Raw genomic sequence first — 13,211 nt, 5'->3', positions numbered from 1 at the left:
TCTTCGAGGTTCCCTGACTGTCTCCACCCTCCCCCATTTGGCTCAGGAGAGTGCACTCGGGGTCGTCCATTGGACCTACTCGCGGCACTGAGTGCCGCGAACTTATTCATCCTGCCCCCTTGGCTGCGGTTCCGGAAGACCTCCGTGATGTTTCCCACCGATTTGATCGATCATTTTTTCGGCAGATCCTCCTTCCACACCTCCCCGCAGCCGGTAATCCAGCGCTGTGCAACGCCTGCCTGCGGAAACCGTGCGGACCGCCTGCCCGATCGCCTGCCGCGAGCCGACCAGGACGACGAGCTTCTTCGCCCGCGTCACAGCCGTGTAGAGCAGGTTCCGCTGGAGCATCATCCAGGCGCTCTTCGTCACGGGGATGACGACTGCCGGGTACTCGCTGCCCTGGGAGCGGTGGATCGTCATGGCGTACGCGTGCGCCAGCTCGTCGAGCTCGTCGAAGTCGTAGCCGATCTCCTCGTCCTCGTCCGTGAGCACGGTCAGCTTCTGCTCGTCGACGTCGAGGGCGGTGACCACGCCGACGGTGCCGTTGAAGACGCCGTTCTCGCCCTTGTCGTAGTTGTTGCGGATCTGGGTGACCTTGTCGCCCACCCGGAACACCCGGCCGCCGAACCGCTTCTCGGGCAGATCCGGGCGGCCGGGCGTGATCGCCTGCTGGAGCAGACCGTTGAGATGGCCCGCACCGGCCGGGCCACGGTGCATCGGGGCCAGCACCTGGACGTCGCGGCGCGGGTTCAGTCCGAACTTGGCCGGGATACGGCGGGCCGCCACGTCCACCGCGAGCACCCCGGCGTCCTCCGTCTCGTCCGCCACGAAGAGGAAGAAGTCGCTGAGCCCCTGGGTGAGCGGCGGGATACCGGAGTTGATCCGGTGGGCGTTGGTGACGACGCCGGACTGCTGGGCCTGGCGGAAGATGGTGGTCAGCCGGACCGCCGGGACGGGCCCGCCGTCGGCCAGCAGATCCCGCAGCACCTCCCCCGCGCCGACCGACGGCAGCTGGTCCACGTCCCCGACGAGCAGCAGATGGGCACCGGGTGCCACCGCCTTGACGAGCTTGTTGGCGAGCAGCAGATCGAGCATCGACGCCTCGTCCACGACGACCAGATCGGCGTCCAGCGGGCGGTCCCGGTCGTACGCCGCGTCGCCGCCCGGTTTCAGTTCGAGCAGCCGGTGCACGGTGGAGGCCTCGGCCCCCGTCAGCTCGGAGAGCCGCTTGGCCGCCCGCCCGGTCGGCGCGGCCAGCACCACCTTGGCCTTCTTGGCGCGCGCCAGCTCCACGATGGACCGGACGGTGAACGACTTCCCGCAGCCCGGCCCGCCCGTCAGCACGGCGACCTTCCGGCTGAGCGCGAGGCGCACGGCGGCCTCCTGCTCCGGCGCCAGGGTCGCGCCGGTGCGGCCCGCGAGCCACTTCAGGGCCTTGTCCCAGTCCACGCCCCCGAAGGCCGGCATCCGCTCCTCCGGCGTCCGCAGCAGCCGCCGCACCTGGGCGGCGAGCGCGATCTCGGCCCGGTGGAAGGGCACCAGATAGACGGCGGTGACCGGCTCGCCGCCCTCGGGCGAGGGCACCTTCTCCCGTACGACGCCCTCCGGGTCCTCGGCCAGTTCGGCGAGGCACTCGATGACAAGCCCGGTGTCCACCTGGAGCAGCTTCACCGCGTCCGCGATCAGCCGCTCCTCGGGCAGGAAGCAGTGGCCCTGGTCCGTGGACTGCGACAGCGCGTACTGGAGCCCGGCCTTGACCCGTTCCGGGCTGTCGTGCGGGATGCCGACCGCCTGGGCGATCTTGTCGGCGGTGAGGAAGCCGATGCCCCAGACGTCGGCGGCCAGCCGGTAGGGCTGGTTCTTCACGACGGAGATCGAGGCGTCCTCGTACTTCTTGTAGATGCGGACGGCGATCGAGGTCGAGACACCGACGCCCTGGAGGAAGACCATGACCTCCTTGATCGCCTTCTGCTCCTCCCAGGCGGCGGCGATCATCTTCGTCCGCTTCGGACCGAGGCCGGGGACCTCCACGAGCCTCTTCGGCTGCTGCTCGATGATGTCGAGGGTGTCGACGCCGAAGTGGGTGGTGATCCGGTCGGCCATGACGGGGCCGATGCCCTTGATCAGCCCGGAGCCGAGATAGCGCCGGATGCCCTGGATCGTGGCCGGCAGGATCGTCGTGTAGTTCTCGACGGTGAACTGCTTGCCGTACTGGGAGTGCGAGCTCCAACGCCCTTCCATCCGCAGCGACTCACCGGGCTGCGCCCCGAGCAGCGAGCCGACGACGGTCAGCAGGTCGTTGCTCCCGCGCCCGGTGTCGACGCGCGCGACCGTGTACCCGTTCTCCTCGTTGGCGTACGTGATCCGTTCGAGCACGCCTTCCAGGACGGCCAGGTTCGGTGTGGAGGACGTGGAAGGCGTGGAGGACATGCCCGTGACGGTACCGGGCGGCGCCGACATCGCGCCGTCCGCCGGCCGGCCCGACGCCCTCGCGGGAACCGGCGGTGCCCGCCCCGCCGTCGGAAAGGGCAACGGAGTGAACCACGACGACGCGGTAGTGGGGGCGACGGTATGAGTACGGACGACGAAGGCGCGGACAACGACGGCCCGGACGAGAGTGCGGAGGTGCTCCCCGAGGCGCCGCCGAATCGGCCGACCGTCCAGGAGTGGCTGGTGATCTTCGGGGCTCCCCTGGCGATCTGCGCCGTCCTGGCGCTGCCCTTCCGTTCGGCCCTGTACGTGCTGTTCGCGGGGAGGTCCGCGACGGTCGTCGGCGAAGGGCCGTGCGTCAAGGGCGGCGGCATCACGGGCCCGGCCTCGTCCTGCCAGGGGTGGTGGCAGTTCGCCGACGGGAGCAGCGGCTCCGGCACGATCCACTCCTTGTCGGCCGGCACCGGCGACACCGTCCTCGCAGCCGGCGGCTGGGCCTACTCCTCGCTCGGCTCGGTGTGGCACCCGGCGGGGATCTACTTCTTCATCGTGGCCGTGTCGGTGGTGGCGAACACGATCACCTGGGTCAGCCACTTCCGGGAGGCCCGGCGGGAGCGGACGCGCACGCTGCGGGAGCCGTTCGAGTACGTCCCCGGGTACCGGGCCTTCGACGGCCAGGACGGCTGATGTGCGGCGGGAATGCCGACATCGGGCGTGCGTCGTAGCGCTCTTCGTACGAGCGATGAATCCGCGCGGAAGGACGTTCTGAACGAGCTGGGCGACGACGGGCTCCATGAGGTCGCCGGGCTGCTGGACACGGATGCGGAGGGCGCGCGGCGGTTCGCCGGCGAGACGGTCACCGCCACCGAGGAGGCACCCCCGCCCGAGGTGGAGCCGGGGCTGACCGGGGTGGCGACGCTGGATACGGCCCGGCAGGGCGCGGAACGGTTGCACGACCGGGCAACTTCTTTGCCTCGCGGGCCTCGCGCAGGCTCCTGGGCCTCCTTCACGCTTCCCTCGGGCCGGGTGCTCCGTGACCGCTGCGCAGGCACCACGATGTGCAGCTTGCCGTCGGTCTCGGCCGCCGTCGGAACTGCCGGCCCCGGGCTCCCGTCCTCGGGGTGCCGGCCGGACCGGGGACGCGGTCGAGGCGGCCCTGCGCTCTACTCCGCCGCGTCGAGTACGGACGCCACGGCCAGGGCGATGCGGTCGATCCAGTTGATCGCGTCCGTGACGTCGTGCTCGGTGATGGGACGCCGCTGCTTGAGATCGCCGTCCGTCAGGTCCGCGTCGTGCGCGATTCTGTTGCGACGGTCCGTGATGGCGACGTACTGCTTCTTGAGCGTCTTCTCGGTGTACGTGGTGCGGTTGCCGTGCCACGTACTGATCTGCTTGGCCGCGCCCTGCCAGATGTTCGCGTCGGTGACCATCTTCAGCGCTTCGGAGATCTTCCCCGGGTTCTGGAGCGAGGCGTTGGCCCACTGATCCTTGACATGCTCGACGACGGCCTCGGCCAGCTCGATGTCACCACGCCGCACCGCTTCGACCCGGTGGAGCGGAATCTCGTAGTTCCGGAGCCGCTGCGGCATGTCGGGGCTGTCCATGGCGGCCAGTTCGGCCACGCGACGGTACAGCTCCTCGTGGAACCAGTGGTCGATGGCCGCCACCGCCTGCACCCAGGCCGCGCGGTAGAAGTCGTCCACGTCCACCGTCGCCGGCTGGAAGGGCGCAAGATAGCGCCCCGCGTCCACCATCTTGCGCGCATAGGCCATGTTCGTGGTGAATGCCTCGAACTGGCTGGTGGTCGGCCTGGGAATGGCCATCCTGGAGCCCCCGTACTGTCGGAAAACCTCATCCGTCGGTGCTGAACCGCGTCAACAGGTTTGGCGACAGCAGGGGGACTCGTCAAGCCGATTGCCGGCTCACGGAGCGTCTGCGTCCGGTTCATGCTCCGCAGGACGTTCCTCGAACCGGTCCGGAAGTGCCGCATCGAGTCGTGAACCACGGCTCTGCGCGACACGCAGGACCTGCCCCAGCGACTCGGTCAGCCTGCCGGCGAGGAAGCGGATCTGCGGCCCGGTGACTTCCCCGTCGGCCAGCAGGTCGGCGGCGTGGCCGAGGAGTTCGTCCGCCATGCCGAGTTGGACGCATTCCACGTTGTCGGCCGTGCGCGACACGTAGCCGGTGCCGTCGCCCAAGACGTAGCAGGGCTTCCCGCCCTCGCCCGTCCACGGCAACAGCCGCATCGCGGGGGCCTCGGCGCAGTCGGCGTGTTCATTGCTCGTCCTCATGCCGACACTCCGCCCACGTGGCCGAGGTGCAGGCCGCGCACGGCGACCCTCAGTCCCTCGCGACGGATGCGCAGCCGCCTCGCCTCGGCGGCGCGCCGCTCGGCCACCTGACGCTCGTGCGCCACGAAGTACGGGCGCACCAACGGACTGTCCTCGCCACGCGGAGGGCGCTCGCCGGTGCGGTAGGCCGTCGGCCCGCCGACGTAGGCACAGGAGTAGGGGTAGACGTAGGCGTACGGGTCGAGCGGGTGCCGTCGACGCCGTACGGAGACCAGCAAGAGCCGTACCGGCTTCAGCAGCCGGGCGATAGCGTGCTTCATGTCAGCCTGCTTTCTGGGGGGTGACCATGCCCCCGGACCGGTTGCGTCGGTCGCGGGGGTCTCTCGGATTCCTCGTTCGAGGTCTCCGCTTCTTTCCGTAGCGAACTCATCACAGAGTGGGGTCGTTCGTCGCTACGCTGCCAGGGGGTCGGGGATGACAGCGCGTCCGTCAAGACGGGGAGTTGGAGCACATGGGCACGAAGCAGGGGCCGCGCACGCCGAGGCAGAAGTACGGCGAGGAGCTGCGGTTACGGCGTGTGGCAGCGGGGCTGACGCAGGAGGCCCTGAGCGAGATGGTGGTCTGCTCACCGACTCTCATCAGCCACTACGAGGCGGGGCGGCGGCTGCCCAGTCCGGAGGATGCGCGGCGGATCGACCAGGCGCTGGGGACGGACGGGTTCTTCGAGCGGTGGCTGGAGGACCTGGAGACGAAGTACGACGAAAACTTCGCGGCCGTGGCGGAGCTGGAACAGCAGGCGGTTCTCATCCAGCAGTTCGCATTGACACTTGTGCCTGGCCTGTTGCAGACGGACGACTACGCGCGTGCCCTGTTCGAGGCGTACCGCCCCAACCACCGCAAGGAGGATATTGACAAGGAGGTCGTCATTCGAACGGAACGTGCCCGCGTACTCGACGGCCCGTTGAATCCAGTGGTGTGGACGCTACTGGACGAGGCCGTGCTGCGGCGGCGGGTCGGTGGCTCACAGGTGATGGCCGCGCAGCTGCGGAAGATCGCGGATCTTGCCGCAGCAGGACGGCTGCGACTGCACGTGCTGCCGTTCGAGGCCGGAGCTCACTCTCTTCAGCAGAGCCTGCTGACACTGATGAGCTTCTCCGATTCCGCGCCGGTGGCGTACGTCGAAGCCTTCCAGACAGGCAACCTGATGGATGATCCACGCTTGGTGGCGTTCAGTCGCACGGCCTACGATCTCGCTCTGGGCGATGCGTTGTCGCACCAGGAGTCGGTGGCCCGTGTGCGGGCCGCAGCGGAGGAGCACGAACATGGTCAGCAGTAGGCGGAGCATCGCGGACGCGTCCACCCTCACGGGCTGGTTCAAGTCCACCTACAGCGGCGGGAATCAGGGCGAGTGCCTTGAGGTCGCCCGCGGCCACGCCACCGTCCCCGTCCGCGACAGCAAGGCCGCCGACGGTCCGGCCGTGGTCTTCTCCGCAGACGGCTGGTCCTCGTTCGTCACCGCGCTCAAGAACGAGCGTCTCTCCGCCTGATCGGACCCTGCATGGGGCGGTCCCGCCAGCGTGACTCGGCCGGGGCCGCCGAGCCGCTTTCACGTGCGGGACAGGAACTCCGCTCGCAGGTCCCGGTCGCGCAGCAGCCCCAGGGTCTCCTCCTCGCCGAGGAACAACTCCGCTGCGCGATGCGGGGCTTGGTGGAACATCGCCACCAGCACGTCCGCGAGCGGACGGTTCCAGGCCACCCGGACGATCTCCGCCGCCCTGCCGTGCTGCCCCTTGTCGGTGGCGATGCGCCACAGCTCCACCGACTGTTTGGCGGTTCCGTACGCTGTTCTGCGTCCATCGACCAAAACGCCACGGTCGTTGAGCCCGAACACGGCTATGCAGGCGTCACCCTGCGGTCTGCCTCGACGGTCTGCTCGGTGTACGTAGTGAGGTGCGCCGCCGTGTCCGGGGGCAGCGGAGCCCGTTCCAGCCGGATCACTCCGCCTCGCCGTCCCCGATCTCTTCGGAGAGGCGGTGGAGTTGGGCGGACATCTCGTGGACCCGCGCGGCTGGTGAGCTGGTGAGCAGTTCCTTGAGCTTCTTATAGCGCTCAATCGTTGCCGGGGAGGTGTCCCCCTCGTACACCAGAGACTCCAGCGCCACGAACTCCGCACGGCGGCGCTCGGCCTGCTCGGAGTACGGCGTGTCGAGCCCGAAGAGGTCGGAGAGGACCGCGTCGTCACCGCTGCCGTAGACCACGCGTTCGTACAGGTCCTCCGGGACGACTTCGGGTGCCGCGTCCTCTTCCACGCCCGGCAGACGGATCAGACCGCCCGGATCGGCCGCTTGGCAGATGTAGGGGCTGTGGGTCGTCACGATGAACTGGATGTTGGGGAAGTGTTCGGTCAGCCAGGGGCCGATGCGGCGCTGCCAGGAGACATGGAGGTGAGCGTCGATCTCATCGATGATGACAACACCGGGTACGCGGAGAAGGCTGGGGCCGCCCTCGCCGTCGTCTCCGCTGAACGCTTCGTCGCCGAAGGCATCGTGAATCTGCTTGAGGCGGAAAGCCCCGGAAGTGGCGGAATGGGGCAGGAGCCGGCAGGACGAGCCGGTCCCTGCCCCAGGCGGAGCGGGTACTTGTGTCCCGGCCCGCTCAGCTCCCCGGGTTGAACGGCACGCCCTCAGGCAGCGCCTTCGTCAGCTGGTCGACGAAGCGGTCGTCCCTGATGCCGATCGTCGCCTTGCCGAAGTCCGCCGACACCAGCTTCTCGCGCAGGCCCTCCGGGTAGCCGTTCCAGCCGACCAGAGGGGCGTAGTGCCAGACGCCGAGGTGGTTCTCCGGGGGTTCGTCCTTGGCGGTGGCCTTGCGGAAGCAGTGGGTGCTGGCCCCGTCCTTGTGGTAGACGACCTTGGGGTGCGTGCCGTCGAAGGGAACGTCGGCCGCCTTGTGGACCTTGAAGCCTCCGTGCGCCGAAGTCGCCACGTACTCCGCCTTGTTGTCGTGGACCCACACCACGACGTGTTCCCAGTCGTGCCGGTGGCCGCCGAAGAGGCCACCGTCCGCCACCTGGTCCTTCTCGAAGTAGTACGTGTAGAGGACGGCGCACCAGCCGTTGTCGCACTTGGAGCGGGAATAGGTGTTGCTGCTCTGCAGGTCGGACAGGTCACGGCAGTTGCCGTTCACCGCGCCGCCCAGCTTGAGGCCGGGGTTGATCGTGCCGTCGGGGCCGATGGCGGAGGTGGCGTAGCAGCCGTCCTTGTCGTAGTCCACGGCGGGCTGGAATGTGCGGTCCAGCTCGTCCGCGTTGCCGGGGAGGGCCGGCGGCGGCGCCGCGTGGGCCAGGGCGGCGCCGCCCAGGACCAGGGTGAGGGCGGACAAGGTGACGGTCAGGCCGCGGCGCAGGGTGTGTCCTCGCCGGGCAGGTCGTATGTCGGGCATGGTGATTCCTTCGGGCGTGCGTGGGGGGGGTGGAGGGGGCAGGCAGGACGTCAGCTGTCCTGGGCCGCGTTCAGCAGGTCGAGCGCGCTGTGCTGGCAGCCGTTGCCCAGGTCCTTGCGGGGGCCGGCCCAGTGGGGGCCGTACTGGTCCAGGCTGTTGCGGTTCTTGGCGTACGCGGTGTCCGCCTGGCGGTCCAGATAGGCGCTGTACGGGTGGTCCGGGAGGGCCTTGTTGAGGAGTCCGAGCCCCCTGGCGTAGGCCCCCTTGAACGAGTCGCCGTTCGACGTGCACCCTGTCCCGTCCGGCTCGTACGGCTCGTGGAGCGTGCCGCCCGGGTTGAGGTAGCCGGAGGAGGTGGAGGTGTCGGCCAGGGTGCGGGCGCTGTCCAGGTACGACGCGTCGCCGGTGGCCCGGTTGAGTTCGGCCAGGCCGGCGAGGATCACGCCCTGGTTGTACGTCCAGGTCGTGTCGCCGTTGTTGGAGCAGTCGTCCTTCAGGCCGTCGTTGACCGTGTTGCCGGAGTTGATCAGGCCGCTGCCCTTGAACCAGTTCCACCCGTCCTTCGCGCGCTGGAGGTAGGCGGTGTCACCGCCGATCCGGTTGTGCAGCGCGGCGCTGAGCTGGATGTACAGCTCGTTGGTGATGGCGTTCTTGTAGGCCTTGTCGGTCGCCCACTGCACCCCGCCGCCGCACTTGGACGTCCAGTAGGAGGCCATGTGGTCGGCGTCCTTGCGGGCGGTGTCCAGGTAGCGCTTCTCGCCGGTCAGGTCGTACGCCGCGACCCAGGCCAGGCCCCACCAGCCGGTGTCATCCAGATAGGAGTTGGTGAAGTCGCCGCCCTCCGCGCCGATGAGCTTCTCGTACGTGGTGGAGATGGCGTACTTGTAGCTCGGCATGTGGCTGATCCGGATGTTGTCGATCACCGAGGTGAGCGCGGTGGCCGAGGTCCACCAGCCGGCGAACTTCCCCGAGCCGCGGTTGTAGTTCATCATCAGGGCGGTCGCCGCCGCCGTGCTCCGGCTGCCGGCGTTCCAGTCGACACGGGCCCAGCCGGTGCAGGAGATCTCCGCCCGGTCGCCGGCCTTGCCGCAGGCGCGGAGGGCTCCGATGCCGCCTGTGTTCCAGTCGTCGACGTTGTACATCTGCGAGCGCCAGCCGGTCCGGCCGGAGGGGACGGCGGTGGTGCCGAGCTTGCTGCCGGAGGACCAGGTGCGTCCGCCGTCGAAGGAGCGGTCCAGCCAGACCTGGTCGCCCGCCGAGCCCTTGTCGATGGAGGCCCAGCCCATGACATCGTTGTCGGAGAGGTGAAGGGCGATGGAGCGCCCGTAGAGGGAGGCGGTGACGGGGACCCGGTCGCCGGCGGCGTTCGCGGGGTCTCGGGCATCGCAGTACTTGTTGCAGAGCTGCGTGGCGGCCGAGGCACCGGCCTGCCCGGCGACGGAGAGCGCGCCGAAAGCCAGCACGGCGGCGAGGGACGAGGACAGCAGGGTGTTTCTCGCGCGGCGGCGAGAGGGGACGAGGAGCATCGGGAGTCCTCCGGCGGGTCCGATGAGGGGTGGGGGGTGGCTCGGCGCCAGAGAACCGGTCCCGCCGACTCCGCGTCAAGGGCACGGAGCGGCATCGGCTGACAAAAGTGCAGGTCAACAACGTCTATGGGCCCGGAATTTGGGCCCGGGGGGCCCAAGGGCCCATGCCCGCCGCAGGCCCTCGCCGGGGCACGCCCCGACTGCCGCCCCTCCGCACCTGACGGCAGGTCCGAATCGCCCGGGGCCCGGCCGCGCGGCAGGGCCCCGGGCGCCCGTTCAGCAGGCGTGCTCCACGTACCGGGCGGCGACCTCCGCCAGGACCTCCGAGCCGTCGCGGGCCCACAGCTCCTCGTTGAAGATCTCCACCTCGATCGGGCCGTCGAATCCGGTGGCCTCGACCGCCGTACGGAAGGCGCGGAAGTCCACGCAGCCGTCGCCCAGTTGGCCCCGGCCGACCAGCACGCCCGCCGGGAGCGGGGTGATCCAGTCGGCGAGCTGGAAGGAGTGGATGCGGCCGCCCGCGCCCGCGCGGGCGATTTGGGCCGGTGCCTGGTCGTCCCACCAGAGGTGGTACGTGTCGACGACGACCCCGACCTGGTCCGCCGGGAAGCGTTCCGCGAGGTCCAGGGCCTGGGACAGGGTGGAGACCACGCAGCGGTCGGAGGCGAACATCGGGTGCAGCGGTTCGATCGCCAGGCGCACGCCGCGCTCGGCCGCGTACGGGGCCAGCTCACCCAGGGCGTCCGCGATGCGCTCGCGGGCGCCGTAGAGGTCCTTGGATCCGGCCGGGAGGCCGCCGGAGACCAGCACCAGGGTGTCCGTGGAGAGGCCCGCCGCCTCGTCGAGCGCCGCGCGGTTGTCGTCCAGGGCGCGGGTGCGCTCGGCCGGGTCGAGGGCGGTGAGGAAACCGCCCCGGCAGAGGCTGGTGACGGACAGGCCCGCGTCGGAGAGGAGGCGGGCCGTCGCCTCCACGCCGTACTCCTGGACGGGGGCTCGCCACAGGCCGACCTTGTCGATGCCCGCCTTCACACAGCCCTCGGTCAGCTCCGGCAGCGACCACTGCTTGATGGTCTCCTGGTTGATGGAGAGACGACCATCGCTCATCGGGTGCCTCCGTTGACCGTGAGGAGCGCGCGCATCCGGGACTCCGCCAGTTCCGGATCGGGGAACAGGCCCAGCCGGTCGGCCAGTTCGTACGCCTTCGCCAGATGCGGCAGCGAGCGGGCCGACTGGAGGCCGCCCACCATCGTGAAGTGGTCCTGGTGACCGGCCAGCCAGGCGAGGAACACCACGCCCGTCTTGTAGTAGCGGGTCGGCGACCGGAAGAGGTGGCGGGACAGCTCGACCGTCGGGTCCAGGAGTTCGCGGAATCCCTTGATGTCGCCGGTGTCCAGGACCCGGACCGCGTGCGCGGCCAGCGGGCCGAGCGGGTCGAAGATGCCGAGCAGCGCGTGGCTGAAGCCCCGGTCGTCGCCGGCGATCAGCTCGGGGTAGTTGAAGTCGTCCCCGGTGTAGCACCGCACCCCGCCCGGCAGCCGGCGGCGGACGTCGATCTCGCGCTCCGCGTCGAGGAGGGAGATCTTGATGCCGTCGACCTTGTCGGGGTGTTCCGCGATGACCTGGAGGAAGGTCTCGGTGGCCCGGTCGAGGTCGGCGGAGCCCCAGTAGCCCTCCAGCGCGGGGTCGAACATCGGGCCGAGCCAGTGCAGCACGACCGGTTCGGTGGCCTGGCGCAGCAGATGGGCGTACGTCTCCAGGTAGTCCTGCGGGCCCTTCGCCGCCGCCGCGAGGGCGCGCGAGGCCATCAGGATGGCCTGCGCCCCGCTCTCCTCGACCAGGGCGAGCTGTTCCTCGTACGCGGACCGGACCTCGGCCAGCGAGGCGGGGCCGGGCGGGAGCTGGTCGGTGCCGACGCCGCAGGCGATCGCGCCGCCGACGGACCTGGCCTCCGCCGCCGAGCGGCGGATCAGCTCGGCGGCACCGGCCCAGTCCAGGCCCATGCCGCGCTGCGCGGTGTCCATGGCCTCCGCGACGCCGAGGCCGTGCGACCAGAGGTGGCGGCGGAAGGCGAGGGTGGCGTCCCAGTCGACGGCGGCCGGGGAGTCGGGGCTGACGTCCGCGTACGGGTCGGCCACGACGTGGGCGGCCGAGAAGACCGTACGGGAGGCCAGGGGTGCCCCGCCGGGCGCGAGGTCGAGGGGGGTGGTGCAGGGCTCGTACGGCCCCTGCGGGAGGTGGATGGTCACAGGCTCAGCTCCGGGACGTCGAAGCGACGGCCGTCCGCCGAGGACTTGAGGCCGAGCTCCGCGAGCTGGACGCCGCGCGCACCCGCCATCAGGTCCCAGGTGTAGGGCTCGTCCAGCACGATGTGGCGCAGGAACAGCTCCCACTGGGCCTTGAAGCCGTTGTCGAAGACCGTGTTGTCGGGGACTTCCTGCCACTGGTCGCGGAAGGACTCGGTGGCCGGGAGGTCGGGGTTCCACACCGGCTTGGGGGTGGCCGAGCGGTGCTGGACGCGGCAGTTGCGCAGCCCCGCGACGGCGGAGCCGTGGGTGCCGTCGACCTGGAACTCGACCAGCTCGTCGCGGTTGACGCGCACCGTCCAGGAGGAGTTGATCTGCGCGACGGCGCCGCTCTCCAGCTGGAAGATGCCGTACGCGGCGTCGTCGGCGGTCGCGGCGTACGGCTTGCCGTGCTCGTCCCAGCGCTGGGGGATGTGCGTCTGGACGTGCGCCTGGACGGTGGTGACCCGGCCGAACAGCTCGTGGAGCACGTACTCCCAGTGCGGGAACATGTCGACGACGATGCCGCCGCCGTCCTCCGCGCGGTAGTTCCAGGACGGGCGCTGGGCCTCCTGCCAGTCGCCCTCGAAGACCCAGTAGCCGAACTCGCCGCGCACGGAGAGGATCTCCCCGAAGAAGCCGCCGTCGATCAGCCGCTTCAGCTTCAGCAGGCCCGGCAGGAAGATCTTGTCCTGGACGACGCCGTGCTTGATGCCGGCGTCCCGGGCGAGCCGGGCCAGCTCCAGGGCGCCCTCGACGTCGGTGGCGGTGGGCTTCTCGGTGTAGATGTGCTTGCCCGCCGCGATGGCCTTCTTGATCGCCTCGACGCGTGCCGAGGTGACCTGGGCGTCGAAGTAGATGTCGATCGTCTCGTCCGCGAGCACCGCGTCGAGGTCGGTCGACCACTCGGTGAGGCCGTGCTGCTCGGCAAGCGCCTCCAGGGCGTGGGCCCGGCGGCCGACGAGGACCGGCTCGGGCCAGAGCACGTCGCCGTTGCCGAGGTCGAGGCCGCCCTGCTCCCTGATCGCGAGGACCGAGCGCACCAGGTGCTGCCGGTATCCCATGCGACCCGTGACGCCGTTCATGGCGATGCGCACTGTCCTGCGTGTCACGAAAGTTCCTCCATACACTCGCAGCAAGCGCTTTCTATCGTGGGTGACGCTAGCCTGCCGACAGCGGCCCGGACAAGAGGGGCCCACCGATTGGACCTCTCCCCTCATCACTCCCCCGGAGGAATCTCG

Annotated in this window: 15 protein-coding genes; 4 read left to right on the top strand and 11 right to left on the bottom strand. The window is 69.8% G+C overall.

The annotated features are described in order from the left end of the window. Positions 1-102 precede the first annotated feature (102 nt). Positions 103-2,430: an SF1B family DNA helicase RecD2 gene (locus RLT59_RS25930; protein ID WP_311305624.1), complete on the bottom strand. Its 2,328-nt coding sequence runs from the start codon at positions 2,428-2,430 to the stop codon at positions 103-105. Here RLT59_RS25930 and RLT59_RS25925 point away from each other — a divergent pair. Both RLT59_RS25925 and RLT59_RS25920 read left to right on the top strand, forming a co-directional pair. After that, positions 2,429-2,575: a hypothetical protein gene (locus RLT59_RS25925; RefSeq protein ID WP_311305623.1), complete on the top strand. Its 147-nt coding sequence runs from the start codon at positions 2,429-2,431 to the stop codon at positions 2,573-2,575. The two genes, RLT59_RS25930 and RLT59_RS25925, sit on opposite strands and share 2 nt — an antisense overlap. Then, positions 2,572-3,117 carry a hypothetical protein gene (locus RLT59_RS25920; RefSeq protein WP_311305622.1) on the top strand — a complete coding sequence of 182 codons (546 nt, stop codon included), beginning with the start codon at positions 2,572-2,574 and terminating at the stop codon, positions 3,115-3,117. The genes RLT59_RS25925 and RLT59_RS25920 overlap by 4 nt, the downstream gene beginning before the upstream one ends. 476 nt (positions 3,118-3,593) lie before the next feature. Here RLT59_RS25920 and RLT59_RS25915 read toward each other — a convergent pair whose 3' ends face one another. The 3 genes from RLT59_RS25915 to RLT59_RS25905 all read right to left on the bottom strand — a co-directional run bounded on the left by RLT59_RS25915 (position 3,594) and on the right by RLT59_RS25905 (position 5,041). Next, the gene (locus RLT59_RS25915) at positions 3,594-4,253 is read right to left on the bottom strand and encodes a hypothetical protein (protein ID WP_311305621.1); all 660 of its coding nucleotides are present in this window, start codon (positions 4,251-4,253) and stop codon (positions 3,594-3,596) included. A 99-nt stretch (positions 4,254-4,352) separates the two neighbouring features. Continuing rightward, entirely contained in the window at positions 4,353-4,721 is a 369-nt protein-coding gene (locus RLT59_RS25910; RefSeq protein WP_311305620.1) for a hypothetical protein, read from the bottom strand. Next, positions 4,718-5,041 carry a hypothetical protein gene (locus RLT59_RS25905; protein ID WP_311305619.1) on the bottom strand — a complete coding sequence of 108 codons (324 nt, stop codon included), beginning with the start codon at positions 5,039-5,041 and terminating at the stop codon, positions 4,718-4,720. Before RLT59_RS25905 ends, RLT59_RS25910 begins: the two co-directional genes overlap by 4 nt. Before the next feature lie 191 nt (positions 5,042-5,232). On the opposite strand from RLT59_RS25905, the gene RLT59_RS25900 reads away from it, so the two are divergent. Beyond that, positions 5,233-6,057: a helix-turn-helix domain-containing protein gene (locus RLT59_RS25900; RefSeq protein WP_311305618.1), complete on the top strand. Its 825-nt coding sequence runs from the start codon at positions 5,233-5,235 to the stop codon at positions 6,055-6,057. After that, complete coding sequence (locus RLT59_RS25895; protein WP_311305617.1) at positions 6,044-6,268, top strand: DUF397 domain-containing protein; 225 nt, start codon at positions 6,044-6,046, stop codon at positions 6,266-6,268. Before RLT59_RS25900 ends, RLT59_RS25895 begins: the two co-directional genes overlap by 14 nt. 59 nt (positions 6,269-6,327) lie before the next feature. Here the strand turns inward: RLT59_RS25895 and RLT59_RS25890 are convergent, their stop codons facing one another. From RLT59_RS25890 to RLT59_RS25860, 7 genes are all read right to left on the bottom strand, one after another. Beyond that, positions 6,328-6,585 carry a hypothetical protein gene (locus RLT59_RS25890; protein WP_311305616.1) on the bottom strand — a complete coding sequence of 86 codons (258 nt, stop codon included), beginning with the start codon at positions 6,583-6,585 and terminating at the stop codon, positions 6,328-6,330. A gap of 130 nt (positions 6,586-6,715) precedes the next feature. Next, positions 6,716-7,273, bottom strand: coding sequence for an AAA family ATPase (locus RLT59_RS25885; protein WP_311307858.1), 558 nt, complete (start codon positions 7,271-7,273; stop codon positions 6,716-6,718). A 103-nt stretch (positions 7,274-7,376) separates the two neighbouring features. Beyond that, complete coding sequence (locus RLT59_RS25880; protein ID WP_311305615.1) at positions 7,377-8,162, bottom strand: NPP1 family protein; 786 nt, start codon at positions 8,160-8,162, stop codon at positions 7,377-7,379. 50 nt (positions 8,163-8,212) lie between these two features. Then, the gene (locus RLT59_RS25875; RefSeq protein ID WP_311305614.1) at positions 8,213-9,688 is read right to left on the bottom strand and encodes a glycoside hydrolase family 76 protein; all 1,476 of its coding nucleotides are present in this window, start codon (positions 9,686-9,688) and stop codon (positions 8,213-8,215) included. A 276-nt stretch (positions 9,689-9,964) separates the two neighbouring features. Beyond that, positions 9,965-10,792: a sugar phosphate isomerase/epimerase family protein gene (locus RLT59_RS25870; RefSeq protein ID WP_311305613.1), complete on the bottom strand. Its 828-nt coding sequence runs from the start codon at positions 10,790-10,792 to the stop codon at positions 9,965-9,967. Continuing rightward, positions 10,789-11,934, bottom strand: coding sequence for a dihydrodipicolinate synthase family protein (locus RLT59_RS25865; protein WP_311305612.1), 1,146 nt, complete (start codon positions 11,932-11,934; stop codon positions 10,789-10,791). The genes RLT59_RS25870 and RLT59_RS25865 overlap by 4 nt, the downstream gene beginning before the upstream one ends. Continuing rightward, the gene (locus RLT59_RS25860; RefSeq protein ID WP_311305611.1) at positions 11,931-13,082 is read right to left on the bottom strand and encodes a Gfo/Idh/MocA family protein; all 1,152 of its coding nucleotides are present in this window, start codon (positions 13,080-13,082) and stop codon (positions 11,931-11,933) included. The genes RLT59_RS25865 and RLT59_RS25860 overlap by 4 nt, the downstream gene beginning before the upstream one ends. Positions 13,083-13,211 lie beyond the last annotated feature (129 nt).

The organism is Streptomyces sp. ITFR-6 (assembly GCF_031844725.1).
In the GTDB taxonomy this organism is placed as follows: domain Bacteria; phylum Actinomycetota; class Actinomycetes; order Streptomycetales; family Streptomycetaceae; genus Streptomyces.
This window is presented reverse-complemented; position numbering and strand designations above follow the sequence as displayed.